A 25,249-nucleotide genomic window follows, 5' to 3' on the forward strand; every position below is an offset into this window, starting at 1 on the left:
GCGACGCGCGGCGGATCACCATCCGCCGCGCGTCGGCGTATGTCCGTCGCGCGCATCGTCGGGCATCGCGAGCTCCACCCGGAGTCCGAGCAGGCGCACAGGGCGATCGGGAGCGATCTTCGCCACGAGCTCCATCGCCTTCGCCGTCACGGTCTCGCGATCGGTCGTCGGCGCCACGCGCTTCGTGAACGTCTTCGTCGTGAACGGCGCGTAGCGAACCTTCAGGCCGAGCCCGACGATCGGGCGGTTCTCCGCATCCTCGAGCACCTGCTCCAGGAGCACGCGCGCCGCCGCCTCGATCTCCGTGCGATCGGCGAGGTCGACCTGATACGTGGTCTCGCGGCTGTGCCCGCGCGGCACCCATGGCGTGTCGTCGACGACCGCGGAGGACCCACCGCGACCGAGCTCGCGGTACCAGAGGCCCATCCGCGGGCCGAACTCCGCCTGCATCGCCTGCTCGGGCGCGGAAGCCAGCTCCGCGACAGAGTGGATGCCGAGCGCATCGAGCCTCTTCGACACCTTGGAGCCCACGCCCCACAGGTCGATGACGGGACGATCGCCCATCACCTCGAACCAGTTCTCGGCGGTGAGCCTGAACACCTCCTGCGGCTTGCCGAAGCCGGTGGCGATCTTCGCCCGCACGAGCGTGTCGCCGATGCCCACGCTGCAGTGCAGGCGCGTGCGCTCGAGGACCGCGCGCTGGATCGCGCGGGCGTATCCCTCCGGGTCGTCGGTCTCGACGCCGACGAATGCCTCGTCCCAGCCCAGCACCTGCACGACGGCGCCCGGCTGCGCGCGCAGCGTGTCCATGACCTCGGTGGATGCGGCGGTGTACGCCGGCGCGTCGACCGGCAGGATGACGGCGTCCGGGATCTTCCGCGCGGCGATGCGCAGCGGCATCCCCGACCCGACGCCGAAGACCCGCGCTTCGTACGACGCCGTCGAGACGACCGCGCGTTCGGTCGGTCGCCGCGCCCGCCCACGATGACCGGGAGCCCGGCGAGCTCGGGCCGGCGGAGCACCTCGACCGCGGCGATGAACTGGTCGAGGTCGACGTGCAGCACCCAGTGCATGCCCCCGAGGCTACGCCGGGGTGCCGACGGGCGTCAGATCACATACTCCGGTGCGGTGAGGATCGCGCGCGTGTCCTCGCCGGCGCGGCGATGGCGCACCTTGGCGGGGATGCCGACGAGCACCGAGTCCGGGGGCGCGTCCCTCGTCACGACAGCGTTCGCGCCGACGGCGCTGCCCGCGCCGATGGTGATGGGGCCGAGCACCTTGGCGCCCGCGCCGACGGCGACGCCGTCCTCCAGCGTGGGGTGCCGCTTCCCATGGTCGCGCGTGCGACCGCCGAGCGTCACACCATGGTAGAGCATCACGTCGTCGCCGATCTCGGCGGTCTCGCCGATGACGACGCCCATGCCGTGGTCGATGAAGAACCGGCGGCCGATCAGGGCGCCGGGATGGATCTCGATTCCGGTCAGCCAGCGGGTGACCTGCGATCCGGCACGCGCGATGAAGCGCGCGCGCCGGATCCACAGGGCGTGCCACAGGCGGTGCGCCCAGATCGCGTGCAGGCCGGGGTACAGCAGGGCGATCTCCAGCGACCCGCGAGCCGCGGGGTCGCGCAGTCGCGCTGCGGCGATGTCCTCCCGGACGCGATCCCAGGCGTTCATCAGTCCTCGCGCAGGTCCTCGAACAGCGCGGTCGAGAGGTAGCGCTCGCCCGTGTCGGGGATGATGACGACGATCTTCTTGCCGGCGTTCTCGGGGCGCTGGGCGACCTGGATCGCGGCCCACGCGGCAGCGCCGCTCGACATCCCGACGAGGAGGCCCTCCGTCGCGGCGAGGGCGCGCGCGGTGGCCAGGGCGTCCTCGAACTCGACGGTGACGACCTCGTCGTAGACGGTGGTGTCGAGGATCGGCGGCACGAAGTTCGGGCCGATGCCCTGGATCTTCGCGGGTCCCGGGGTTCCGGTCGACAGGAGCGGCGAAGCGGAGGGCTCGACCGCGATGACCTTGACGTCGGGCTTGCGCTCCTTGAGCACCTGGCCGACGCCCGTGATGGTGCCGCCGGTGCCGATGCCCGCGACGAAGATGTCGACGTCGCCGTCGGTGTCGCGCCAGATCTCCTCGGCGGTGGTCTTGCGGTGGATGGCGGCGTTCGCCTGGTTCTCGAACTGCTTGGCCAGGATCGCGCCCGGGGTCTCGGCGGCGATGCGCTCCGACTCCGCGACCGCGCCCTTCATGCCCAGAGTCGGGTCGGTGAGGACGAGTTCGGCACCGAACGCCTTCAGGAGCAGGCGGCGCTCCTTGGACATCGAGGAGGGCATCGTGAGGATGACCTTGTACCCGCGCGCGGCGCCCACGAGCGAGAGCGCGATGCCCGTGTTGCCGGAGGTTGCCTCGACGATCGTGCCGCCGGGCTCGAGCGCCCCCGCCTCTTCCGCGGCGTTGACGATCGCGATGCCGAGACGGTCCTTGACGCTCGACCCGGGGTTGAAGTACTCGAGCTTGGCGTACACCTCGGCGCCGGCGCCGTCGGTGACCTTGTTGAGGCGGACGAGGGGCGTGTTGCCGAACGCCGTCGTGATGTCGTTGTGGATGCCGGGCATGCCCATGCCTTTCGGGTGATGTCTCTGGACGACGAAAGCCTAGGACGCGCGTGTACGCGCGCGCCCGAATGTGACGCTTCATCTCAGCACAGGCGGCCCGTCAGATGTTCCCGATCGAGCGCATGCGATCGAGCGCATAGTGTGGGTGGGCCATGACCGATTCGCTCGACGCCCTCCTGCGCTCCGCCGTCGGAACCCTCGCCGAGGCGGGTGTTCCCGACCCGAGGGTGGATGCGGAACTCCTCGCGGCGCACGTGCTCGCGCTCACGCGCGGGGGAGTGCAGGCGGCTGCGATCCGCGGGGACGCCGTGACCGCGGTGGATGCCGCGACCTTCACCGGGCTCGTCGCACGACGCGCCGCGCGCGAGCCGTTGCAGCACCTGACCGGTCGCGCCCCCTTCCGCCATCTCGAGCTCGAGGTCGGGCCCGGCGTATTCGTCCCGCGCCCGGAGACCGAGTTGCTCGCACAGCTGGCGATCGATGCGCTGCGCTCCGACGCGTCGGAGGAACCGGTCGCCGTCGATCTCGGCACGGGGAGCGGTGCGATCGCCATCGCGATGGCGACGGAGGTCGTGCACGCGCGGGTCTACGCCGTCGAGAGGTCTCCTGAGGCCTTCGCGTGGGCGTCGCGCAACGCCGCACGGCTGGCGCCCGGCAACCTCGAGGTGTCGCTCGGCGACCTCGCGGACGCGGCCCGGACGCTGCAGCCGCTCGCCGGCACCGTCGCGGTCGTCGCCTCCAACCCTCCGTATGTCCCCGATGACGCGATCCCGCGCGACCCCGAGGTGCGGCTGTTCGATCCGCCGCAGGCCCTGTACGGCGGAGCCGACGGGCTCGACGTCGTGCGCGTCCTGAGCGGTGTGGGGCTCGTCCTCGCCCGCCCGGGCGGCCTCATCGCGATCGAGCACGGCGAGTGGCAGGGGGAGGCGGTGCGCGCGATCCTCGCCGCCGACGGGTGGCGCGCCGGGGCGACGCATCCCGATCTGACGATGCGCGACCGCGTCACCACCGCACTGCATCCCTGAGCCGCGGGGGATCCGGGCCATCTGAAATAGACTGGAGCCGCCATGTCCTCCCTCTTCGATTGCCGCGACGAGACGCAGCTGCTGGCCGGGATGCGTCAGGCGCGTCAGGCGATCGGCCGCGGCGACCTCATCGTCCTGCCCACCGACACCGTCTACGGCGTCGCCGCCGACGCGTTCTCGCCGGCCGCCGTCGCGCGCCTGCTCGAGGCCAAAGGCCGCGGCCGCCAGCAGCCGCCGCCCGTCCTCGTCTCCGGCCGCGCGACGCTGCGGGCGCTCGTCTCCGAAGTGCCCGAACCCGTCGAGGCGCTGGTCGACGCCTTCTGGCCCGGGGGGCTGACGATCGTGCTGCCGGCGCAGCCGTCGCTCACGTGGGACCTCGGGGAGACCCGCGGCACCGTCGCCGTGCGGATGCCCGCCCACCGGTTCGCGCTGGAACTCTTGGAGGAGACCGGGCCGCTCGCAGTCTCCAGCGCCAACAAGACGGGCGTGGCCGCTGCGCTCACGGCGGCCCAGGCCCGGGACATGCTCGGCGAGAGCGTCGCCGTCTATCTCGAGGACGGCATCGTGGAGACCGGCATCCCGTCGACGATCGTGGATGCCACGACCCTCGTCGGCGGAAGCGACCCGATCGTGCGCGTGCTGCGCGAGGGTGCGATCGACCGCGCCCGCCTGCGCGAGGTGCTCGGCGACCTGCTCGAACCGGACCCGCCGCTGGACGGCACGGACGGCTCCGCGTGAAGCAGTATCTGTTCACGGTCCTCTTCACCGCGGCCGTGACACTGTGCCTCGGCTGGGCCGTCTGGCGGCTGAGCCTCAAGTTCAAGCTCTATCCGGGCATCCGCGAGCGCGACGTCCACAAGACCCCCACGCCCCGCCTCGGCGGCATCGCGATGTTCCTGGGGGTGGTCGCCGCCTTCGTGGTGTCCGCGCACAATCCCTTCTTCTCGATCATCTGGACCGATCCGACCCAGATCTACGCGATCCTGGCCGCGACCGGCATCACGGTCATCGTCGGGGTCGCCGACGACCTCTGGGACCTCGACTGGATGATCAAGCTCGGCGCGCAGTTCCTCGCGGCCGGCATCATCGCGTGGATCGGGCAGCTGCAGATCTATTCGCTCCCGATCGGCGGCACGGCCGTGGGGTCCAGCTGGGTGAGCTTCACGATCACCCTCTTCGCGATCGTCATCGTCATGAACGCCGTCAACTTCATCGACGGCCTCGACGGTCTCGTCGCCGGCGTCTGCCTCATCGCGAACGGCATCTTCTTCGCCTACTCGTACCTGTTCGTGCGGGACGTCGGCGCCAGCAGCTACTTCAACCTCTCGTCGTTCATCGCCGCGGTGCTCGTCGGTGCGTGCGCCGGCTTCCTGCCGCTGAACTGGAGTCCCGCGAAGCTGTTCATGGGGGATGCGGGCGCCCTGATGCTGGGCCTGCTCATGGCCACGTCGGCGATCGCGCTGGCGGGTCAGTACTCGCCGGAGCTGTCGAACCCGGAGCTCATGGGGCGCTCGCAGGTCATCGGCGTGTACATGCCGATCATCCTGCCCGTCGTGATCGTCGTCCTGCCGCTGCTCGACTTCGGGTCCGCCGTCATCCGGCGCCTGCGCGCGGGGAAGTCGCCGTTCTCGCCCGACCGCAAGCACCTGCACCACCGCATGCTCGACATGGGCCACTCCGACCGTGCGGCCGTCCTGATCTTCTACGCGTGGACCGCGATCATCGGGCTCTCGGTCCTGCTCATGTACGTCGCGACGCGGCAGGACTGGTTCGGCCAGTACTGGATCGGCGTCGCCTTCGGGGTCATCGGCATCGCCGCGTGCCTCGTCATCACCTTCACCCCCGCCCGCGGGCGCACGGCCGCACCGGCCGCCCGCACATCCTCGGAGACCCAGTCATGAACTACCAGCACCGCACGTCGACGATCATCATGCGGGAGACGCTCCGCTGGGCCGGCATAACGATCGGAATCCTCGCCGTCGTCGGCTGCGTCGTCGGGTACCTCGTGGCCGGCATGAACGGCCTGTGGAGCGCGCTGGCCGGCGTGCTGATGGCGGGACTCTTCTTCGGCCTGACGGTCGTCACGATGCTCATCGGCGCGCGCCTTCCCGGAGACCAGCTGATGTCGACGGGGTATTTCGCGGTCGTCATGGGCGGCTGGTTCGTGAAGGTCGTCCTGTTCATCGTCGGAATGCTCGTGCTGCGCGCGCAGCCCTGGATCGTGGGCTGGGTGTTCTTCTTCGCCGCCGTCGCTGGGGCCCTCGCATCCCTCATCGTCGACCTCGTGGTGTTCGCCCGAGTGCGTGTCCCGTACGTCGGAGAGGTTCCCCTTCCGGGCGATTCCGACGACCCCTCGAAGCCCTCCACGGATTCGTGAGCCTGAAGGTTTCCTGATATGGTTGGGGAGTCGTCGCCCGCTCGGCGCCTGCGCCCGCGCGTCTCAGCGCGTCAGCTTCAGACGACTCACCTGACCCGCCGTCGCATCGTATTCCGGTGCCCCGAAGTCGGAGCCTAAGCTGTCTTACCACCTCGCTTCCCTGATCACCGTCGCCGCTGCGGATGACAGCGGGTTCCACGGCCCGTCGATCAACGACTTCTTCCCGCCGGTCATCGCGTTCGAGGGCACACCGTTCGAGCTGAACCGGATGATGCTCATCCGGCTCCTCATCGTCGGGCTGCTGGTCCTGCTGTTCTGGGCCGGAACGCGCAACCTCAAGATCGTCCCGGGCCGCTGGCAGGGGGCGTTCGAGAGCGTCTTCCTCTTCGCCCGCAAGAGCATCATCTACGACACGCTCGGCGAGGAGCGCGGCCGTCGCTACGAGCCGATCCTCATGACGATGTTCTGGCTCATCCTGTGCATGAACCTCACCGGCACGATTCCCGGCCTGCAGCTCGCGGGCACGGCGGCCATCGGCCTCCCGCTCGTGCTGGCCCTCGTCTCCTGGGTCATGTTCATCTACGCGGGCATGAAGGAGAAGGGGATGAAGTTCTGGAAGGACTCCCTCTTTCCCCCGGGCGTGCCCGCGTGGCTCTACGTCTTCATCGCGCCGCTCGAGTTCCTCTCGACCTTCATCGTCCGGCCGGTCACGCTGACGCTGCGACTCACGATGAACATGATCGCCGGCCACATGCTGCTGGTTCTCTGCTTCACCGCAACGCAGTTCTTCTTCTTCACCGTGCTGGCGAGCGGCAACCTGCTGGGCCTTCTCGGCATCGGCTCGTTCGCGTTCGGCCTTGCGTTCACCGTGCTCGAGCTGTTCATCGCAGCGCTGCAGGCCTACGTCTTCGCCATCCTCTCCGCCATCTACATCCAGCTCGCGGTCGCCGAAGAGCACTGATCGCTCCGGCCGCACAACAACCACCCTCGAAAGGAACCGTCCCGTGAACATCGTCGGACAGCTCGCCCCTCTCGCATTCGGCCTCGCCGTCATCGGCTCCGGTATCGGCGTCGGCTACGTCATCGGCAAGACCATCGAGTCCGTCGCCCGCCAGCCTGAGCTCCAGGGCCGCCTGCAGAGCCTCATGTTCCTCGGCGTCGCGCTCACCGAGGCGCTCTGCTTCATCGCCATCGCCGTCGCGTTCATCCCGTTCCCCAAGCCGTAATCGGCCCCCACAGCTAAGGAGTCCGAATGCTTGCAGCATTCGTCACCGCAGCCGCGGCGGAGACCCAGAGCCCGGTGATCCCCGCGCTCCCGGACCTCGTCTGGGGCACGCTCGCGTTCGTGATCGTGCTCGTGTTCGTCATCTGGAAGCTGCTGCCGAACATGAACAAGATGCTCGACGCGCGCGCCGACGCCATCCAGGGTGGCATCAACCGCGCCGACGAGGCGCAGGCCAAGGCCACCGCGGCTCTGGAGGAGTACAACGCGAAGCTCGCCGACGCCCGTGGCGAGGCGGCCGCGATCCGCGACCAGGCTCGTGCCGAGGGCGCGCGCATCGTCGCTGACGCGAAGGAGCACGCGCAGGCCGAGGCCGCCCGCGTGACCTCGAACGCGCAGGCGCAGATCGCCGCCGAGCGGCAGACCGCCTTCGTCCAGCTGCGCGGTGAGGTGGGCACGATCGCCCTCGACCTCGCCGGCGGTGTCATCGGCGAGACGCTCTCCGACGACGCGCGTGCGCAGGCCGTGGTCGACCGCTTCCTCGCTGAGCTCGAGGCGTCCGAGACGGCTGGCAAGGCCTGATGGGCAGCGCGACCACTCAGGCCGTGGCGGCGAGCACTGCGGCGCTGGATGCGGCGCCCATCGCCGACCTCGGCGTCGCGGGCGAGCTCTTCGCCGCGGCGCGGACCCTGAGCGCGTCGCCGCAGCTGCGCGGGGCGCTCGCCGACTCGGCCGCGGCGCCCCAGGCGCGCGCCAAGGTCGTCCGCGACGTGTACGGGTCCGCGCTGTCGGCGCAGGCCATCGCGCTCATGGAGGTGGCCGCCGGCCAGTCCTGGTCGTCGGAGGACGACTTCGTGACCGCCCTCGAGGAGCTCGCGGTCCGCGCCGCGACGAAGGCGGATGCGTCCGCCGACGTCGAGGGGGAGCTGTTCGGCTTCTCCCGCACGGTCGCCGCGAACCCCGACCTCGAGCTCGCGCTCGGCAGCCGGATGGGCGCGTCCGAGGCGAAGGGGTCGCTCGTCGAGTCGCTCCTGCGCGGTCGCGCCAGCGAGGCGACGGTGCTCATCGCGTCGTCGCTCATCCGCGAACCGCGTGAGCGTCGTGTGCGCGAGCTGCTCTCGTGGGGCATGCGCCTGGCCGCAGCCCAGCACGGCCGCACCGTTGCGACGGTCTACTCGGCCGCTCCGCTCAGCGCAGCGCAGTCCGAGCGACTGTCGAACGCGCTCGCCGCGAAGTACGGCACCCCGGTGTCGCTGAACTCCGTGATCGACCCGACCGTGGTCGGAGGCCTGCGCGTGCAGGTCGCCGACGACGTGATCGACGCCAGCGTGTCGGCGCGCCTCGCCGACCTGCGTCGGCGCCTCGCCGGCTGAACCAAGATTTGCCGCCGACGGCGGAGACTTCGGGGCTGCGGCCCCACGAACGAAGGAAGACAATGGCAGAACTCTCCATCAGCCCCGACGTCATCCGTGACGCGCTGAAGGACTTCGTCGCCGCGTACGAGCCCACCGGGGCCGCTGCGACCGAGGTCGGCACGGTCGTCGACGCGGCCGACGGCATCGCCCACGTCGAGGGCCTCCCCGGCGCGATGGCGAACGAGCTCGTCACGTTCGCGGACGGCACCAAGGGCCTCGCGCTGAACCTCGACGAGCACGAGATCGGCGTCGTCGTCCTCGGCGACTTCGCGGGCATCGAGGCGGGCCAGCAGGTCACCCGCACCGGCGAGGTCCTCTCGGTCCCCGTCGGCGACGGCTACCTCGGCCGCGTCGTCGACCCGCTCGGCAACCCGATCGACGGCCTCGGCCAGGTGGCGTCGGAAGGCGTGCGCGCCCTCGAGCTCCAGGCGCCCGGCGTCATGCAGCGCAAGAGCGTGCACGAGCCGCTCCAGACCGGCATCAAGGCCATCGACGCGATGATCCCGGTCGGCCGCGGCCAGCGCCAGCTGATCATCGGCGACCGCCAGACCGGCAAGACCGCCATCGCGATCGACACGATCATCAACCAGAAGTCCAACTGGGAGTCGGGCGACGAGAACAAGCAGGTCCGCTGCATCTACGTCGCCATCGGCCAGAAGGGCTCCACGATCGCGTCCGTGAAGGGCGCCCTCGAGGACGCCGGTGCCATGGAGTACACGACGATCGTCGCGGCCCCGGCATCCGACCCCGCCGGCTTCAAGTACCTCGCGCCCTACACCGGCTCGGCCATCGGCCAGCACTGGATGTACGGCGGCAAGCACGTCCTCATCATCTTCGACGACCTGTCGAAGCAGGCCGAGGCCTACCGCGCCGTGTCGCTCCTCCTCCGCCGCCCGCCGGGGCGCGAGGCCTACCCGGGTGACGTCTTCTACCTGCACTCGCGTCTGCTCGAGCGCTGCGCGAAGCTCTCGGACGAGCTGGGCGCGGGCTCGATGACCGGTCTCCCGATCATCGAGACGAAGGCCAACGACGTCTCGGCGTACATCCCGACCAACGTCATCTCGATCACGGACGGCCAGATCTTCCTGCAGTCCGACCTGTTCAACGCGAACCAGCGTCCCGCCGTGGACGTCGGCATCTCGGTGTCCCGCGTCGGCGGCGACGCGCAGGTCAAGTCGATCAAGTCGGTCTCCGGCACGCTCAAGCTCGAGCTCGCCCAGTACCGCTCGCTCGAGGCGTTCGCGATGTTCGCGAGCGACCTGGATGCGGCCTCGCGTCGCCAGCTGGCGCGCGGTGCCCGCCTGACGGAGCTCCTGAAGCAGCCGCAGTACTCGCCGTACCCGGTGGAGGAGCAGGTCGTCTCGATCTGGGCCGGCACCAACGGCAAGCTCGACGCGATCGAGGTCGAGAACGTCCTGCAGTTCGAGCGCGAGCTGCTCGAGCACCTGCGCCTGAACTCGACCATCCTCCAGACGCTGCGCGAGACGAACGTCCTCGACGACGCGACGAAGGCGGAGCTCGAGAAGCTGACGGACGCGTTCCTCGAGGAGTTCCTCGGCAAGGGCCACGCGATCGACAAGCCGGGCAACGAGCAGCACGAGGCCACGAGCGCCGACGAGGTCGAGCAGGAGCGGATCGTCAAGGGCCGCCGGGGCTGAAGGAGCCTGTAACAGCACCATGGGCGCACAACTCCGGGTCTACAAGCAGAAGATCGCTTCTGCGCAGACCACCAAGAAGATCACGAAGGCGATGGAACTCATCGCGGCTTCGCGCATCCAGAAGGCGCAGGCGCGCGTGCGCGCCTCGTCCCCGTACTCGCGCGCGGTGACGCGTGCGGTGTCGGCGGTCGCGACGCGCTCCAACGCGTCGCACCCGCTGACCACGGCGCGCGAGAAGGTGACGCGGTCCGCCGTCGTCATCTTCTCCTCCGACCGCGGTCTCGCGGGCGCCTTCAACTCGCAGATCATCCGCGCGGGCCTCGAGCTCGCCGAGATGCTGCGTGCCGAAGGCAAAGAGCCGGTCTACTACCTCATCGGTCGCAAGGCCGTCGGGTACTTCCAGTTCCGTCACCTGGCGAGCCAGGCGCAGTGGGTCGGCGACACCGACACGCCGCACTTCGAGACGGCCGTCGAGATCGGGCAGACGCTCGTCGACGCGTTCAACCTCGGCGGCGACCACGGCGGCGTGGACGAGATCCACCTCGTGTTCAACCGCTTCATCAGCATGATGACGCAGTCGCCGGAGAACGTGCGCCTGCTGCCGCTCGAGGTCGTTGACGCGCCCGAGGACAGCACGACCGTCTTCCCGGAGTACGACTTCGAGCCGGACGCGAGCCTGGTCCTGGATGCGCTGCTGCCGGTGTACATCCAGAGCCGCATCTTCAACGCGCTCCTGCAGTCGTCGGCGGCGAAGCACGCGGCGACCCAGAAGGCGATGAAGTCGGCCAGCGACAACGCCGACAAGCTCATCACCGACTACACCCGCCTGCGCAACAACGCGCGCCAGGCCGAGATCACGCAGCAGATCGCCGAGATCGTCGGCGGCGCCGACGCTCTGGCATCGGGCAAGTAAGACCACACGAAAGAGAAGACAATGACTCTCATCGCACCCGACGAGCAGGCGACCGCGGTCGTCGGCCGCGTCGCGCGGGTCACCGGGCCCGTCGTCGACATCGAGTTCCCGCACGACTCGATCCCCGACATCTACAACGCGCTCAAGACGACGATCACGATCGGCGACGAGGCGACGGAGATCACGCTCGAGGTCGCGCAGCACCTCGGCGACGACCTCGTCCGCGCCATCGCGCTGAAGCCGACCGACGGCGTCGTCCGCGGCCAGGAGGTGCGCGACACCGGCGGCCCCATCAGTGTTCCGGTCGGTGACGTCACCAAGGGTCGCGTGTTCAACGTGACCGGCGACGTCCTGAACGCCGAGCCGGGCGAGAAGATCGAGATCACCGAGCGCTGGGGCATCCACCGCCAGGCGCCGAGCTTCGACCAGCTCGAGTCGAAGACCCAGATGTTCGAGACCGGCATCAAGGTCATCGACCTCCTGACCCCCTACGTGCAGGGTGGCAAGATCGGCCTCTTCGGTGGTGCGGGCGTCGGCAAGACGGTCCTCATCCAGGAGATGATCCAGCGCGTCGCGCAGGACCACGGTGGTGTGTCGGTGTTCGCCGGTGTCGGCGAGCGCACGCGTGAGGGCAACGACCTCATCCACGAGATGGAGGACGCGGGCGTCTTCGACAAGACGGCCCTCGTCTTCGGCCAGATGGACGAGCCGCCGGGGACGCGTCTGCGCGTCGCCCTGTCGGCCCTGACGATGGCGGAGTACTTCCGCGACGTGCAGAAGCAGGACGTGCTCCTGTTCATCGACAACATCTTCCGCTTCACGCAGGCCGGTTCCGAGGTCTCGACGCTCCTCGGCCGCATGCCGTCCGCGGTGGGTTACCAGCCGAACCTCGCCGACGAGATGGGCGTGCTCCAGGAGCGCATCACCTCGACGCGCGGTCACTCGATCACCTCGCTGCAGGCGATCTACGTGCCGGCCGACGACTACACCGACCCGGCCCCCGCGACGACCTTCGCGCACCTCGACGCGACGACCGAGCTCAGCCGTGAGATCGCGTCGCGCGGTCTGTACCCGGCCGTGGACCCGCTGAGCTCGACGAGCCGCATCCTCGACCCGCGCTACATCGGTGAGGACCACTACCGCGTGGCGACCGCCGTGAAGCAGATCCTCCAGAAGAACAAGGAACTGCAGGAGATCATCGCGATCCTCGGTGTCGACGAGCTCTCCGAAGAGGACAAGATCGTGGTGTCGCGTGCGCGCCGCATCCAGCAGTTCCTCTCGCAGAACACCTACATGGCCAAGAAGTTCACGGGTGTCGAAGGTTCGACCGTGCCGATCAAGGAGACCATCGAGTCGTTCGACGCGATCGTCCGCGGCGACTTCGACCACGTCGCCGAGCAGGCCTTCTTCAACGTCGGCGGCATCTCCGACGTCGAGGAGAAGTGGGCGCAGATCCAGAAGGAGAACGGCTGACATGCCGCTGCACGTGAGCCTGGTCTCGGCCGAGGAGGAGATCTGGTCGGGTGAGGCGTCGCTCGTCGTCGCGAAGACCCTCATCGGCGAGATCGGCTTCATGGCCGGTCACTCGCCGGTGCTCGCGATGCTCGCCGAGGGCCAGGTGCGCATCACGCAGGCCGATGACACGCGCATCGTCGCCGAGGCGAAGGACGGCTTCCTCTCCGTGGAGAACGACGTCGTGACGATCGTCGCAGGCCGCGCGGCCCTCGTCTCCTGACGAACCACCCCGGAACCGCCCTCTGCCTTCGGGCAGGGGGCGGTTCCGCATCTCCGGAAGGGGCATCGACGTGCTGCTGATCCTGCTGCCGCCGAGCGAGACGAAGCATCCCGGAGGAGGGGGGCGACCGCTCGACCTCGACCGACTCGCGCTTCCCGCCCTGCGCACGCAGCGCGAAGTGGTCGTCGACGCGCTCGTGGCGCTCTCCGCGGATGCGGAGGAGGCAGCGCGGGTCCTGAAGCTGAGCGAGCGCCAACGCCCCGAGATCGCGGTGAACGCCGCGATGCGGACGGCGCCCACGATGCCCGCCGTCGACCGGTACACCGGCGTCCTGTTCGACGCGCTGGATGCGGGGACGCTGGATGCGGCGTCCCGCCGCTGGCTCGGGGCGCACGTCCTCATCCATTCGGCACCGCTCGGTCCGGTGGGGGCCCTCGATGCGATCCCCTCGTACCGGCTCGCGGCGAACACGTCGCTGCCGGGCGTTGCCGCGCTGAAGCGCCACTGGGCGGCGGCGGTGACCGCGGCGGTGGCCGCCGCATCCCCGTCGTTCGTCCTCGACCTGCGCTCCGAGGCGTACGCGGCGCTGGGGCCGGTGCCCGACGGCGTTCCGTCACGGTACGTGCGCGTGGTCGCCGAGGGACCCGACGGCACCGCCCGGGCCCTCAACCACTTCAACAAGCACGCGAAGGGCGCCCTCGTCCGGGCGCTCGCGCAGGCGCGTCCGCGCGCGACGACCGCTGCCGGCCTCCTGCGCTGGGCGGAGGAGGCCGGCTTCGTCCTGCGCCCCGGTGCCGCTCCCGGAGAGCTCGACCTCGTCGTCTGAACACGAAGATGCGGCCCGGGAGTGCTCCCGGGCCGCATCCTGATTCCGCGCGTCAGCGAAGGGTGCGCACAGCTCCCGTCCGCTCGCGGATCGCGTCCGCGACGATGATCGCGTCGCCCGCCGGCGCCGTCGACTTGCGGTCGGGGCGCGCGACGAACAGGTACACGAGCCCCGTGCCGAGCACGACGCCGAGCCCGATGAGGACGATCCAGTCCGCGAACAGGTTGCCCGAGGACCCGGGCTGGGCGAGCAGGAACATCGCGAAGATGCCGTAGGCGAGCGCCACGATGTTCACCAGGATGCCCCAGCGGCCGAGGGAGAACGGCCCGGCGGGCTTCCAGCCCTTGAAGCGCTGGCGGAGGGCCGCGAGGACCACCATCTGGAACGCGACGTAGATGCCGAGCACGGCGAACGCGGTGACGGAGTTCAGCAGGTCCTCGTTCACGAAGATGAGCAGCGCGAGCAGCACCGGGATGGTGCACGCCACGATGAGGGCGTTCGCCGGCACCTTCGTGCGAGGGGTGACCTTCGAGAGCCAACGGTGACCCGGCAGCATCCCGTCGCGCGCGAACGAGTACAGGAGCCGGCTCGCCGCCGCCTGCAGGCTCAGGACGCACGAGAGGAACGCCGTCACGGCGACGACGAGGAAGATCTTCGCGCCGACCGATCCGAGCGTCGACTCCAGGATCGCGGGGATGGGGTCGGTCTCCTTGCCGGAGACGATCGCCGGCAGATCCGGGGCGGCGAGGACGTATCCGCCGAAGGAGAAGAGCGCCGAGACGCCGCCGACGAGGATCGTCAGGATCATCGCGCGGGGGATGCGGCGGGCCGGGTTCGCGACCTCCTCGGCGACGTCGCCGCACGCCTCGAACCCGTAGAAGAGGAACAGGCCGGCGAGCGCTGCGCCGAAGAACGCGGTGATGTAGGGGCCGTCGCCCTGCACGCCCATGGTGTCGAAGAACACGCTGAACTCCTGCTTGCGCTGGAAGATCAGGAGGTAGAGGCCGACGCCGATCACGCCGACGAGCTCAGCGGCGAGACCGATCTGCGCGACGCGGGCCATCGTCTTCGTGCCGGAGAAGTTCAGCATGAGCGCGGCGAGCAGCAGTGCGAGCGTCAGGAGCAGGGTCGACAGCGGGGTGACGGTGATGCCGAAGAGGCTTGCGAGGAAGCCAGAGCCGTACTCGGCGACCGCGGTGATCGTCACGATCATGGCCCAGATGTAGACCCATGCCGCCATCCATGCGTAACGCCGGCCCCAGAGGCGCCGCGCCCACGGATAGATGCCGCCGTGGATCGGGTACTGCGAGACGACCTCGCCGAACACGAGCGAGACGAGCAGCTGGCCGGCGCCGACGATGAAGATCCAGAAGATCGACGGCGGTCCGCCGACCGCGAGCGCGGTCGCGAACAGCGAGTACACGCCCACGAGCGGGGAGAGGTACGTGAAGCCGAGGGCGAAGTTCGCCCAGAAGCTCATCGACCGGTTGAAGTTCTCCTGGTAGCCCAGGACTTCGAGATGTGCCGCGTCGTCGAGCGACGAGGCCGGGGTGGGTTCGGAAGACATAGGTGTCTTTCTCTCGGGTTCTTTCGGTGAGGGGCAGGCAGGATGGACGTCGCCGCCCCGTTCAGAGGCGGCGACGTTCATCCCTCGTGTGAGATGGGGGAGCAGGATGCGGGTCCGCATCCTGCCGGATCGCTCGGGTCAGCCGATGCGGATCATCTTCTTGTTGACGAACTCGTCGGCGCCGAACCGGCCGAGCTCACGGCCCGAGCCGCTGCGCTTGACACCGCCGAACGGCAGCTCCGCACCGTCCGCTGCGACGAGGTTGACGAACACCATGCCGGCCTCGATCGCGTCCGCGACCCGCAGGGCCTGATCGGCATCGGTCGTGAAGACGTAGGAGCCGAGACCGAACGGCGTGTTGTTGGCGAGATCGACCGCGGCGCCCTCGTCGGCGACGCGGAACACCTGCGCGACCGGGCCGAAGAACTCCTCGTGGAAGGCGTCGCTGCCGGGCTGGACGTCGGTGAGGATCGTCGCGGAGTAGTAGTTGTCGCGGCGGACGCCGCCCGAGTGGAGGGTGGCGCCCTGCGACACGGCACGGGAGACCTGCTCGGCGAGGATCTCCGCCGCACGCTCGCTCGAGAGCGGGCCGAGGCCAGTGCCCTCCTGCTTGGGGTCGCCCTCGGCGACGGCGTTCATCGCGGCGGTGAACTTCTCGAGGAACGCGTCGTACAGGCCGTCGACCACGATGAAGCGCTTGGCCGCGTTGCACGCCTGCCCGTTGTTGTCCACGCGGGCGAGGACCGCCGCCTCGACGGTCGCGTCGAGGTCGTCGGTGGACAGCAGGATGAAGGGGTCGGACCCGCCGAGCTCCAGCACGACCTTCTTGAGGTAGCGGCCGGCGATCTCGGCGACCTTCGCACCGGCGCGCTCGGAGCCGGTGAGCGAGACGCCCTGCACACGCGGGTCGGCGATGACGGTCTCGATCTGATCGTGGGAGGCGTAGATGTTGACGTACGCGCCTGCGGGGAACCCGGCATCCCGGAAGATCTGCTCCATCGCGGCCGCGGACTCGGGGCACTGCTCCGCGTGCTTGAGCAGGATCGTGTTGCCGATCACGAGGTTGGGGCCGGCGAAGCGGGCGACCTGGTAGTACGGGAAGTTCCACGGCATGATCCCGAGGAGGACCCCCAGCGACGAGCGGCGGATGAACGCCGATCCCTCGCCCGCGAGGAGGTCGATCGACTGGTCGGCCAGCAGCGACTCGGCGTTGTCGGCGTAGTACTCGTAGATCGCGGCGGCGAACTCGACCTCGCCGACGGCCTGCTCGATCGGCTTGCCCATCTCGCGGACGATGATCTCGCCGAGCTGCTGGGCGCGCTCGGCGTGCAGCTCGCCGACGCGGCGGATCAGAGCGGCGCGCTCGGCGACCGTCGAGTTCTTCGACCAGGTGCGGTGCGCGTCGGATGCGGCGTCGATCGCGGCCTTCAGATCGGCGTCGGAGATGGTCTCGTAGGTCTTGACGACCTCACCGGTCAGCGGGTCGGTGACGGCGTACGGCATGGGGGACTCCTTCAGGATGCACGCGCCGGGCCACACGCCCGCCGCGCTGCGAACACACGAAAAAGATATACCAGTGAATGATTGATTTGGCGAGGGGGATGTATCTCGTGCGACGACGCGGGGGTGGATGCGGGAACCCGCCGACGGCGCGAGGACACGGGTGTCGCCCGGATCCTGCGGATTCCGGGCGACACCATCGTGCCGTTCCGCCTACTGCGCGGCGACGAGCTGTGCGACGTACCCGGGAAGCATCGGGCTGCCCCATCCGGTCGTCAGGTCGTAACCCGTCGTGGTCGGGTACCCCGTCACCGGTCCGGGCATCAGCGAGCCGTCGGATGCGGTGACCCACATCCGGTTGCTGTCGATCACGCCGCTCGGGGTCGTGCCGTACGTCTGCGGGATGATGTCCAGGAACGCCGCCGACTTGTCGAACGACGGCGCGTAGATCGCCTTGTTCAGGTCGCCGATCGGGTTCTCGCCTGCAGCCTTGCGCGCCTGGTTCGCGATCGCCGTCGCGGCTGCGGCCTGCGGTGAGGCCGCCGACGTGCCGCCGACGATGCCCCACGGGCTCGAGCCGCCCAGGTAGGACGTCTGGTACACGAGCACGCCCCCGTTGATGGCGGCGTTCCATGCGAGATCCGGGACGCCGCGGTGGTTGCCGACGATGCCGGCCACGCCGTCCTGGAAGGCCGGGCGCGGGTAGATGGTCGACAGGCCGCCACCGGTGCCGATCGACGCCCATCCTTCATTCCATGCGGCCTCGGTGTCGCCGCCCTGGTTCCACGACCAGTAGGCCGGGTTCCGCGCGCCGCTCGGGAGGAACGGCACGTCCTGCGTCGGGTTCCACATCCAGCCGTCCTGCACCTGTGTGCCGCCGACCGAGGTGACAAAGGGCGAGACGTTCGGGTAGCTCACCTCGGGCGTGGCCCCGGCCACGGTCGACCGGTGGACGTTCGTCATCCCGGTGGATCCGTTGTCGCCCGACGACGAGAAGAAGGTGTCGCCCTTCGCGAGCCCGCGCTGGAACGTCTGGTCGAACTTCGCGAACTGCGTCGCCGCGGCCGCCGCGTTCGAACCGAACGTCTGCTCGTCCGTGCCGAACGACATCGAGAAGACGGTGCCCGCCGGGTACCTCGCGATGCCCCAGTCGATGGCCTTCATCAGGTTCGGAAGGCCCTGGACGCCCTGCGTCTCGGCGGGCGGCGTGGCCAGCAGCACGATGTGCGCCTTGGGCGCCATCGCGTAGGCCCACTCGATGTCGAGCGTCGCCTCGCCGGCCCAGCCCGCGGCCGCATTCGGTCCCGACTGCCCGACGCCCTTGCCGGTCGGATTCGTGTAGTTCGGCATGCCGAGCGGTGCCGCCACCTCGAAGTCCGGGGCCGGTCCGCCGAACGTCTGCGCGAAGAAGGCGAGGTCTGCGGCGGCCGTCGGGCTCCCGTATGCGTCCACGAGCACGATGGTCTGGCCGGCGCCGTCGTCGCTCGTGGCGAGCGGCCCGAGGCCGTAGTGGGCGCGCAGCTGATCCGGCGCGTAGCAGTGGATCGTCGTCGACACGCGCCCGTCGGGAGCGGGCCGGGTGCACGCGGCCGGGCCGGACGCGCCTGCCGCGGGGGTGAATGCCGAATCGGGGGCCTTCGCCTCGTACGGCGTGACTCCCGGTGACGCCGTCGGCGACGCGGTCGACGGCGGCGCCGCCCACACGGAGACGCCGAGCGCGGCCGCGAGGCCGAGAGATGCGAGTGCTGCCCTGGTTCGTGACATGCCAACCTCCTCGTCAGCGGCGCTGCGCTTCGGGTTCGGAGCGCTCCGCGCCAGCCATACCGGGGATGAACGTAGCATCGGGGGCACGGCGGCCGGAAGAGGACTCCTGTCGTCTCAGGCGCGCCGCGCCATCGGGCGCACGAGGACGGAGAACGGCGTCCGGGCGCACGCGACCCGGGTCTCGGCGTCCGCGATGGTGCCCACCTGGAGAGCAGGCGCCGTCGAGAGCACCACGCGGCCGTCGGCGTTCACGAGTGCGACCGGTTCGTCAGCGTCCAGGAAGGCGGGCAGCAGGTCCTGTTCCAGGCGGCGCACCGCGACATCCGCCCCCACGACGCCGGCGAGGGCGTTCGTCGTCGGCGAGCTGACCGGGGACGTGAACGTCAGGATGTAGTCGCACGTGCACAGGTGGTCGACGTACGGCCCCGTCACATGCGCCTGGAAAGTCGTCGCCGGCGCACGGAACCACTCGAGCGACCGGAAGTCGCGCAGGTACTCGGCGTAGCCGCGCGTCGTGATGTCGAGGCGCGTGGGCTCGGTGGTCGCGCCCAGGACCGGATTGTCGTCGAGCGGACCCAGCCACCAGGCGAAGTGCACGCCGCGTGCGGACACGACGTCGCTGTCGGCGATGAAGCCGGCGCCGCTGACGAGGGCGTTGGGCTCGGCGAGGCGGGGGAGGACGAGGCCTGCGACGAGTTCGTCGATCGCGGCCGGCCTCGGTGCGGCGCCGAGCGCCTCCTCGACCGTTCCACGCCACGCGTCGAGCAGCCCGAACACGACGTCCATGCGCTCGTCGACGAGGGTGGCGAGGTCATGCGCTGAGCGGTTCATCGAGGCGGCCTCCTCTCTCGACGCGCGCCTTCGCCGCCAGCACCCGTTCGGCGAGCAGCGCGATCAGAGAGCCCGCCGCGGCGCGTGCGGGGGCCGGCCGGCGCTTCGCGATGGCGTTCACGATGCGATGGTCGTGCGCAAGAGCGGCCGCACGGACGTCCGGTTCGTCGAGCCCGAGGAGCAGGAGGGGCCCGGCATCCGCCTGCAGTCGGATCTGCTCCCGCACGAGTCGCGGCGACTGGCTGAGCACCGCGAGCTCCAGGAAGAACCCGCTCTGATTGGTGCGCGCGGCAGGGGCGTCGTCGAAGTCGGCGTCGCCGAGCCACGTGGCCAGGCGCGCTGCGTCGCCGAGGGCCGCGCGCTCCGCGGCCCGCTCGGCTGCGGCCGCGAGGATCGCCGAGAAGTACACGGCGACGTCGCCGATCTCGACCTGGCTGAGACTGCGCAGGCGCGCGGTGAGGATGCCGTGGTGCTCGGCGTCGTCGTGGACGACGAAGCTGCCGCCCTCGCGCCCGCGCCGGGTCTCCACGAGTCCGGACTCGCGCAGGATGCCGAGCCCCTCACGGACCGTGATGAGGGCGACGCCGAAGCGCCGCGCGAGCTCCGGCTCGCTGGGCAGGCGCTCGCCGGGGGAGAGGACGCCGAGGACGATTCCGTCGGTGATGCGCCGCGCGACCTGTTCGGCGCGCCCGGCGTCGGCGAGCTGCGCGAAGACGGCTTCGCGCGCACCGGGACCGACTCTGGACGACACGAGACTCACGATAGCCGAGGGATGCGGAAGGGCCCGGGCCGCGTGACGCGACCCGGGCCCTCCGCATCCCCGATCAGCGCACGTCGTACGCGCGTGTGATCGTCTGCAGGACCTTGGCGCCGTGCGCGTCGGTGAGCTCGACCCGCAGGCTCACCTGCTTGCCGGTCTGACCGGTGTGGTCCACGACGAGGTCGGCGCCGGACGATGTGAGCGTCGCCGTGCCCTCGACCCACGTGGTTCCGCCGTCGACGGACGTCCACACCCGCGCCGCCGAGACCGCGCCCGCGTCATAGCCGGGGTTGGCGTCGAAGCGCGCCGGGATGGTGACCTTGCCGGCCGCGACCGTCTTCACGCCGTCCTCGGGGACGTCCAGGCGCGGCAGCAGGATCGGCAGCGGCTGGCTGTAGACGTTCGGGTCGTCGTGCGAGGCGAACGTCCACGTCATGTCGACCGCCGTGGAGCGCTTCCAGATCTTCGCCGGCGAGCCGACCTTCTCCGTGTGCATCGACAGCTCATACGTCCCGTCCTGGGCCGGGACCGTGAAGACGCCGAACGGGTCGTAGCTCTCGCCGATCTGGACCCCGTTGCGCTTGAGCTGCATGTTGCCGATGTCGCCGAAGCTGCCCTGGTCCGCCCAGTGGCCCGCGCTGTCGCCCCAGAACGTCGTCTGGATGCCGAGCAGGTCGCCCTGCCGCTCGGCGATCAGCTGCGGAGTGCCACTCGTGTCCTTGCGGACCGTCGGCGACACACCGCCGCCGTACCACGAGTCGGTGAGCTGCTGCCCCGGGGTGAACGTGCGGTACTGGTCGTTCATCGACTCGCTGAACGGCAGGCTCGAGTACACCGAGCGGAACCACTTCGTGCCGTCGGCCGTGAAGTACTCCGTCCGCGCGCTCGGCGCCCCGATGTAGTCGAAGGCGTTGACGGCGTACGCGAGGGTGCTCGGACGCTGCGCCGCCACCGACGTGCCGAAGTCAGCGGGCGCGCCCGCCATGCTCGTGTACGAGTTGTCGATGCGGCCGAGCGAGGAGTCCGACACGTCGTGCTTCTGCGCGGTGACCAGCTGGCCGTCGGAGAAGAAGGCGAGCGAGTACGCGTACGGCGTCTTGCCGTTGGCCGTCCAGGTGACGGACACCGGCCCTGCCGCGAGGGCCGCCGCCAGAGCGGTGCCCTCGCTCGCCGGCAGCGTGTAGGTCGGCACCGGGATGGTGTTGAAGCCGGCCGACGGGATCCACGTGCCCGGGTCGTCGTGCCACACGAGCAGCGCCTTGGCGCCGGCCGCGGCCGCCCGCGTCTGCGCGGAGCTGTCGCTCGCTCCGAGTGCGAGCTTCGCGACGACGACCTTGCCCTTGACGTCGACCCCGGCGAAGTCGGCTGCGTTTCCCGCGCCGACGGACACGATGTCCGCGGTCCCGGTCCCGTCGAGGTTGCCGATGCCGGGCTTCGCCGACAGCGGATGCAGCGCCAGCCCGTCCGAGGTCTTCATCGACGACACGATCGGGGCGATCTGGTGCGCCCAGTGCCCGAACTCGAACGACCCGTCACCCTTGGCCACCTTGCCGATGATCTGCGCGTAGATCTCGTTCGTCCCGACCGAGGTCGTCAGCGAGCCGGAGTGGACGAAGGCGTTCTGCCAGATCCGCTCGAAGGTGAGCGTCGTGTTGCGCGTCTCCGTCGGCTGCTGCGTGGTGACCGTCAGCGGGCTCGCCTGACGCGCGTCCAGCACGATGCTCATGTCCTTGTCGATCGTCAGCTCGGGTCGAGCGAGGTAGGCGAGCGACTGCGCCACGGAACGGCTGTTGGCCACGCTGCCCGGAGTCGGCGTGATGTCGTACGACGTCAGGAAGTACTTCCCGGGCCGCACGGTGAACTTCTGCTCCTTGCCGCTCACGAACCGCCGCTCGCCGATCGACGTGTCGGTGTTGACGAGATCGACGCTCGACGAGCCGTTGGCCGTGTTGCCGTTGCGGTCGATGACGGTGACCGAGACCGTGACCGCGGGGGCCTGCGTGTACAGGCCGAACGCCGTCGAGACGCGCTGCGTCCCGCTCGTGCCGACGATCTGCGCGGTGATGTCGCCGAGCGAGCTGTCCGGGATGTTCGCCCCGAGCTGCACGGTGACGGGGACCTCGACCGTGCCGTGCGCGGGTACGGTGACGTGCTGCGGCAGGCGGATGAGCGGCGTGTTCACCGACTTCCCGTCGTTCCCGGTCACCTTCTGGACGGTGAGCCGCAGGTCGACGTCGGTGTCGCCGCTGTTGGTGTACGTGAGGCTCTTCGCGCTGTACGCCTTGGTCTGCGGGTAGTCGAAAGCGCCGCCGTAGACCGTGGAGTCACCGGTCACGGTCTGCGACAGCATCCGCGCCACGTCCAGGCGTCCCGCTCCGACCTCCTGCGCCGCGCCCGGCACGGTCGGGTCGGCCGACGACGTGAGCAGCTGCTTGATCTGCGCCCCCGTCATCGTCGGGTGCTGCTCCTTCGCGATAGCGGCGGCGCCTGCGACATGGGGCGTCGCCATCGACGTGCCGGACATCGTGCGGTACGCGTAGATCCCTCGGCCGCCGGCTGCGGCGGCGAAGATGCTCACACCGGGCGCCGCGATCTCGGGCTTCACGATGTGGCTGACGCCGACGGGGCCTCGGCTGGAGAAGGACGCGGTCGCATCCTTCGAGTCCACCGCGCCGACCGTCAGGGCCGAGGTCGCGCAGCCCGGGCTCGAGACCGTGTTCTGCCGCGGGCCCATGTTGCCGGCCGCGATGACGAAGAGGCTCGTGCTCGAGGCCGACAGCTGGTCGACGGCCTGCGCGATGGGGTCGTCGCACGTGGTGGCCGGGAGCTGGCTGCCGAGGCTCATCGAGATCACGTCCGCGTGGTTCGCGACGGCCCACTGCATCCCCGCGATGATGTCGGAGTCGTAGCCGGCGCCCGAGTCGCCGAGCACCTTGCCGATGAGGAGGGAGGCGCCCGGCGCGACACCGCGCTCCTTCCCGGCGCTCGCGGCGCCCGTTCCGGCGACGGTCGAAGCGACGTGCGTGCCGTGTCCGACGAGGTCGTCGGTGCCGTGCGTCGAGCCGGTGAAGTCCTTCGCCTGAGCGATGCGTCCGGCGAGGTCGGGGTGTCCTGCGTCGACGCCCGTGTCGAGGACGGCGACGGTGCTGCCCTTCCCATCGAGCCCGGCCTGCCAGGCCGCAGGCGCCCCGATCTGCTGCGTGGAGTCCGCGAGCGTGGCCTTCACGGGGCGGTCGAGCCACAGCTTCGACAGCCCCGTACCGGAGGCGGAGCCGCCGTCGGTCAACTGCTGCCATGCCGACTGGGCATCCGACTTGGCCACGACGTAGGCCATCGAGTTGACGGAGGCGAGCGCGGTCGCGTCGCTCGCGCCCGTCGGAACCGGGGCCGGCGCCCCGTCGGTGACCGTGCGAGCTCCGGCGTCGTACTGCGCGATCACGTGGACCGCGTCGGCGTGGGCGTCGTCGTAGCCCGCTGCGACGAGGCCCGTCACGTCGAAGAGCTCGCGGTCGATCCGGCCGCTCGCGAGCGCGGCGCTCGCGGTGGAAGGGAAGACGTACACGTTGTCGCCGTCGCGGTAGGTCTCGTAGGGGGTGACCGTGCCGTCGTCGCCTGGCAGCAGCTGCGCGACCGGCTGCCCGTCGGCGGTCCGGGTGACGCGGACGCGGTCGCCCGAGATCAGGGTGACGGTCGCGGACGAGGTGGCCGCCTTCGCCTCCGCCGAGCCGACGAGGGGCGTCTGTGAGTCGGAGGACGAGCCGGTCGTCGCCGCGATCGACGGTGCCGCGAGCGCGATGCCGCCGATGCCGAGCGCGACACCGCTGAGGGCCGCGACGACCGATCGCGCACGTCGTCGGGCGCGCCTGTTCTGAGGTTCCATGGGGGAGCCTTCCGTTCTGGGGATCATTCCTGATCACGGTTTCACAGGCCCGCACTAGTGTGGTGGCGGAGGCCCGTCATGACCGTGATCCGCCACAGCGGCCGCACCCAGGAACCGGCACTGAGGAAGGGCGTCCGGTGATCGACGACCGTCCTCTCGACGCGATGGGTCTCGACGGAGGCCACGCGGTGGTGTACCGCCGGCTTCTCGCCGCACCGGCGGCCTCGGCGGCCGAGCTCGCAGCCGAGACGGCCTTGTCCCCGGGGTCCGTGGGACAGATCCTCGACGAGCTGGAGCTGGCTGGGTTCGTGGCCCGTCAGGCGTCCTCGCCGCACCGGTTCGTGGCATCCCCTCCCTCGCTCGTGATGCGCCCGCTGCTCGTCGAGCAGGAGCGCAGGCTCGCGGCTGCGCACGAGACCCTCGTCGAGCTCAGCGCGGTCTACCGGGAAGGCGCGGCGCTGCGCGCGGTGCCGGACGTCGTCGACGTCGTGGTCGGTGCGGACGCCGTGCGCCAGCGTCTCGGTCAGCTGCAGGCCGCCGCCACGGAGCGCGTCGACGTCTTCGTCCTGAGCGACGTCGCGCTCGTGGCCAGCGACGACAACCTCGAGGAGGAGCGGGCGCTCGCGCGCGGCGTGCGGTACCGGACGATCGTGGAGACGGGCGTCCTCGAGCGCGCGGGGTTCATGGATGCCGCGAAGCAGGCGGCGCTCGACGGCGAGGAAGTGCGCGTCCTGCCCGCCCTGCCGACGCGGCTCTTCATCGCGGACGGCGATATCGCCCTGCTCCCCATGGCCTCCCACGGCCCCGGCCAGGCGGACGGGGCTCTGCTCCTGCACAAGAGCGGCCTGCTGGACCTCGTCGATGCGACGTTCGAGACGTCGTGGCGGGCGGCGCGGCCGCTGTTCGCGGAGGAGGGCCGGGATTCGGCCGAGGACCGCGAGCTGCTGTCCCTCCTCATGATCGGATTGACGGATGCGGCTGCCGCCGCGCAGCTCGGCATCTCGCTGCGCACCATCCAGCGGCGGGTGTCGGAGCTCATCGAGCTCGCCGGCGTCTCGTCACGGTTCCAGCTGGGGGCGGAGGCGGTCCGGCGCGGGTGGCTGTGAGCGGTTCGGCGCGTTAAAGATTCGGTATAGGATGAATCTCTGACGGGCTTCACGGC

Annotated in this window: 23 protein-coding genes and 1 pseudogene; 14 read left to right on the forward strand and 10 right to left on the reverse strand. The window is 70.1% G+C overall.

Annotated elements, in window-relative coordinates; genetic code table 11:
- Positions 1 to 15 precede the first annotated feature (15 nt).
- The 3 genes and pseudogenes from QSV35_RS14145 to cysK all read right to left on the reverse strand — a co-directional run bounded on the left by QSV35_RS14145 (position 16) and on the right by cysK (position 2,614).
- Positions 16 to 1,073, reverse strand: a pseudogene (locus QSV35_RS14145) (DNA polymerase IV).
- 33 nt (positions 1,074 to 1,106) lie between these two features.
- A complete protein-coding gene (epsC, locus tag QSV35_RS14150; RefSeq protein WP_286289426.1) occupies positions 1,107 to 1,676 on the reverse strand; it encodes a serine O-acetyltransferase EpsC in 570 nt (189 codons plus the stop codon).
- A complete protein-coding gene (gene cysK, locus QSV35_RS14155) occupies positions 1,676 to 2,614 on the reverse strand; it encodes a cysteine synthase A (protein WP_286289427.1) in 939 nt (312 codons plus the stop codon). Before cysK ends, epsC begins: the two co-directional genes overlap by 1 nt.
- Before the next feature lie 152 nt (positions 2,615 to 2,766).
- On the opposite strand from cysK, the gene prmC reads away from it, so the two are divergent.
- From prmC to QSV35_RS14175, 4 genes are read left to right on the forward strand one after another with little or no spacing between them, the layout of a single operon-like run.
- The gene (gene prmC / locus QSV35_RS14160; RefSeq protein WP_286289428.1) at positions 2,767 to 3,639 is read left to right on the forward strand and encodes a peptide chain release factor N(5)-glutamine methyltransferase; all 873 of its coding nucleotides are present in this window, start codon (positions 2,767 to 2,769) and stop codon (positions 3,637 to 3,639) included.
- 42 nt (positions 3,640 to 3,681) lie between these two features.
- Entirely contained in the window at positions 3,682 to 4,377 is a 696-nt protein-coding gene (locus tag QSV35_RS14165) for an L-threonylcarbamoyladenylate synthase (RefSeq protein WP_286289429.1), read from the forward strand.
- Positions 4,374 to 5,540: an MraY family glycosyltransferase gene (locus QSV35_RS14170; protein WP_286289430.1), complete on the forward strand. Its 1,167-nt coding sequence runs from the start codon at positions 4,374 to 4,376 to the stop codon at positions 5,538 to 5,540. Before QSV35_RS14165 ends, QSV35_RS14170 begins: the two co-directional genes overlap by 4 nt.
- Positions 5,537 to 6,016 carry a Cg1360 family ATP-synthase-associated protein gene (locus QSV35_RS14175; RefSeq protein WP_286289431.1) on the forward strand — a complete coding sequence of 160 codons (480 nt, stop codon included), beginning with the start codon at positions 5,537 to 5,539 and terminating at the stop codon, positions 6,014 to 6,016. Before QSV35_RS14170 ends, QSV35_RS14175 begins: the two co-directional genes overlap by 4 nt.
- 144 nt (positions 6,017 to 6,160) lie before the next feature.
- Here QSV35_RS14175 and QSV35_RS14180 read toward each other — a convergent pair whose 3' ends face one another.
- On the reverse strand, positions 6,161 to 6,295 hold the full coding sequence (locus QSV35_RS14180; protein WP_286289432.1) for a hypothetical protein: 135 nt from the start codon (positions 6,293 to 6,295) through the stop codon (positions 6,161 to 6,163).
- Between QSV35_RS14180 and atpB the strand changes: the two genes are divergently transcribed.
- The 9 genes from atpB to QSV35_RS14225 all read left to right on the forward strand — a co-directional run bounded on the left by atpB (position 6,285) and on the right by QSV35_RS14225 (position 13,785).
- On the forward strand, positions 6,285 to 6,977 hold the full coding sequence (atpB, locus tag QSV35_RS14185) for a F0F1 ATP synthase subunit A (RefSeq protein WP_286289433.1): 693 nt from the start codon (positions 6,285 to 6,287) through the stop codon (positions 6,975 to 6,977). The genes QSV35_RS14180 and atpB overlap by 11 nt on opposite strands.
- A 43-nt stretch (positions 6,978 to 7,020) precedes the next feature.
- The gene (atpE, locus tag QSV35_RS14190) at positions 7,021 to 7,242 is read left to right on the forward strand and encodes a F0F1 ATP synthase subunit C (RefSeq protein WP_286289434.1); all 222 of its coding nucleotides are present in this window, start codon (positions 7,021 to 7,023) and stop codon (positions 7,240 to 7,242) included.
- Between the two features lie 26 nt (positions 7,243 to 7,268).
- Complete coding sequence (locus QSV35_RS14195; RefSeq protein WP_286289435.1) at positions 7,269 to 7,820, forward strand: F0F1 ATP synthase subunit B; 552 nt, start codon at positions 7,269 to 7,271, stop codon at positions 7,818 to 7,820.
- Complete coding sequence (locus tag QSV35_RS14200; RefSeq protein WP_286289436.1) at positions 7,820 to 8,611, forward strand: F0F1 ATP synthase subunit delta; 792 nt, start codon at positions 7,820 to 7,822, stop codon at positions 8,609 to 8,611. Before QSV35_RS14195 ends, QSV35_RS14200 begins: the two co-directional genes overlap by 1 nt.
- A gap of 62 nt (positions 8,612 to 8,673) precedes the next feature.
- A complete protein-coding gene (gene atpA, locus QSV35_RS14205) occupies positions 8,674 to 10,311 on the forward strand; it encodes a F0F1 ATP synthase subunit alpha (protein WP_286289437.1) in 1,638 nt (545 codons plus the stop codon).
- A 19-nt stretch (positions 10,312 to 10,330) separates the two neighbouring features.
- Positions 10,331 to 11,224: a F0F1 ATP synthase subunit gamma gene (locus QSV35_RS14210; protein ID WP_286289438.1), complete on the forward strand. Its 894-nt coding sequence runs from the start codon at positions 10,331 to 10,333 to the stop codon at positions 11,222 to 11,224.
- Positions 11,225 to 11,245: 21 nt separating this feature from the next.
- Positions 11,246 to 12,697: a F0F1 ATP synthase subunit beta gene (gene atpD / locus QSV35_RS14215; RefSeq protein WP_286289439.1), complete on the forward strand. Its 1,452-nt coding sequence runs from the start codon at positions 11,246 to 11,248 to the stop codon at positions 12,695 to 12,697.
- A gap of 1 nt (position 12,698) precedes the next feature.
- Positions 12,699 to 12,959, forward strand: coding sequence for a F0F1 ATP synthase subunit epsilon (locus tag QSV35_RS14220; RefSeq protein ID WP_286289440.1), 261 nt, complete (start codon positions 12,699 to 12,701; stop codon positions 12,957 to 12,959).
- Positions 12,960 to 13,032: 73 nt separating this feature from the next.
- Positions 13,033 to 13,785: a YaaA family protein gene (locus QSV35_RS14225; protein WP_286289559.1), complete on the forward strand. Its 753-nt coding sequence runs from the start codon at positions 13,033 to 13,035 to the stop codon at positions 13,783 to 13,785.
- A 52-nt stretch (positions 13,786 to 13,837) separates the two neighbouring features.
- On the opposite strand, the gene QSV35_RS14230 is transcribed toward QSV35_RS14225, so the two are convergent.
- The 6 genes from QSV35_RS14230 to QSV35_RS14255 all read right to left on the reverse strand — a co-directional run bounded on the left by QSV35_RS14230 (position 13,838) and on the right by QSV35_RS14255 (position 24,087).
- Positions 13,838 to 15,352: an APC family permease gene (locus QSV35_RS14230; RefSeq protein WP_286289441.1), complete on the reverse strand. Its 1,515-nt coding sequence runs from the start codon at positions 15,350 to 15,352 to the stop codon at positions 13,838 to 13,840.
- A 138-nt stretch (positions 15,353 to 15,490) separates the two neighbouring features.
- A complete protein-coding gene (locus QSV35_RS14235; protein ID WP_286289442.1) occupies positions 15,491 to 16,855 on the reverse strand; it encodes an NAD-dependent succinate-semialdehyde dehydrogenase in 1,365 nt (454 codons plus the stop codon).
- 210 nt (positions 16,856 to 17,065) lie between these two features.
- On the reverse strand, positions 17,066 to 18,616 hold the full coding sequence (locus QSV35_RS14240) for a S53 family peptidase (RefSeq protein WP_286289443.1): 1,551 nt from the start codon (positions 18,614 to 18,616) through the stop codon (positions 17,066 to 17,068).
- Positions 18,617 to 18,730: 114 nt separating this feature from the next.
- The gene (locus tag QSV35_RS14245; RefSeq protein ID WP_286289444.1) at positions 18,731 to 19,447 is read right to left on the reverse strand and encodes a PDC sensor domain-containing protein; all 717 of its coding nucleotides are present in this window, start codon (positions 19,445 to 19,447) and stop codon (positions 18,731 to 18,733) included.
- Complete coding sequence (locus QSV35_RS14250; protein WP_286289445.1) at positions 19,428 to 20,198, reverse strand: GntR family transcriptional regulator; 771 nt, start codon at positions 20,196 to 20,198, stop codon at positions 19,428 to 19,430. Before QSV35_RS14250 ends, QSV35_RS14245 begins: the two co-directional genes overlap by 20 nt.
- A 73-nt stretch (positions 20,199 to 20,271) precedes the next feature.
- Positions 20,272 to 24,087 carry a S8 family peptidase gene (locus QSV35_RS14255; protein WP_286289447.1) on the reverse strand — a complete coding sequence of 1,272 codons (3,816 nt, stop codon included), beginning with the start codon at positions 24,085 to 24,087 and terminating at the stop codon, positions 20,272 to 20,274.
- A 137-nt stretch (positions 24,088 to 24,224) separates the two neighbouring features.
- Here QSV35_RS14255 and QSV35_RS14260 point away from each other — a divergent pair, with 137 nt between their 5' ends.
- On the forward strand, positions 24,225 to 25,193 hold the full coding sequence (locus QSV35_RS14260) for a helix-turn-helix domain-containing protein (RefSeq protein ID WP_286289448.1): 969 nt from the start codon (positions 24,225 to 24,227) through the stop codon (positions 25,191 to 25,193).
- Positions 25,194 to 25,249: the final 56 nt, after the last annotated feature.

This window comes from Microbacterium candidum, assembly GCF_030315975.1.
Lineage (GTDB): Bacteria > Actinomycetota > Actinomycetes > Actinomycetales > Microbacteriaceae > Microbacterium > Microbacterium candidum.